General features: G+C 62.5%; 1 protein-coding gene. It reads left to right on the forward strand.

Annotation, left to right across the window (positions count from 1 at the left end):
• The coding region (locus ACKLNA_RS29195) for an RHS repeat domain-containing protein (RefSeq protein WP_408987858.1) at window positions 1–256 on the forward strand (256 nt) is incomplete at both ends.

Genomic DNA, 256 nt, shown 5'->3' on the forward strand with positions numbered 1-256 from the left:
TGGCGATGCTCGACGGCCAAGGCCCGAAACGCGCCTGCCCGTTCTACTACCAGCTCGACCACCTCGGCACCCCGCAAGAGCTGACCGACTACAGCGGCGAGATCGTCTGGTCAGCCAAATACAGCGCCTACGGCAAAACCACCTCGGTAGAACTGGCGACCGACGACTACCTCGACCAGCCGCTGCGGTTTCAGGGGCAGTATTTCGATGCGGAAAGCGGGCTGCATTACAACCGGCACCGGTACTACGACCCGGA

It is taken from the genome of Pseudomonas sp. UV AK001 (genome assembly GCF_046097675.1).
Taxonomy (GTDB): Bacteria; Pseudomonadota; Gammaproteobacteria; order Pseudomonadales; family Pseudomonadaceae; genus Aquipseudomonas; species Aquipseudomonas kribbensis.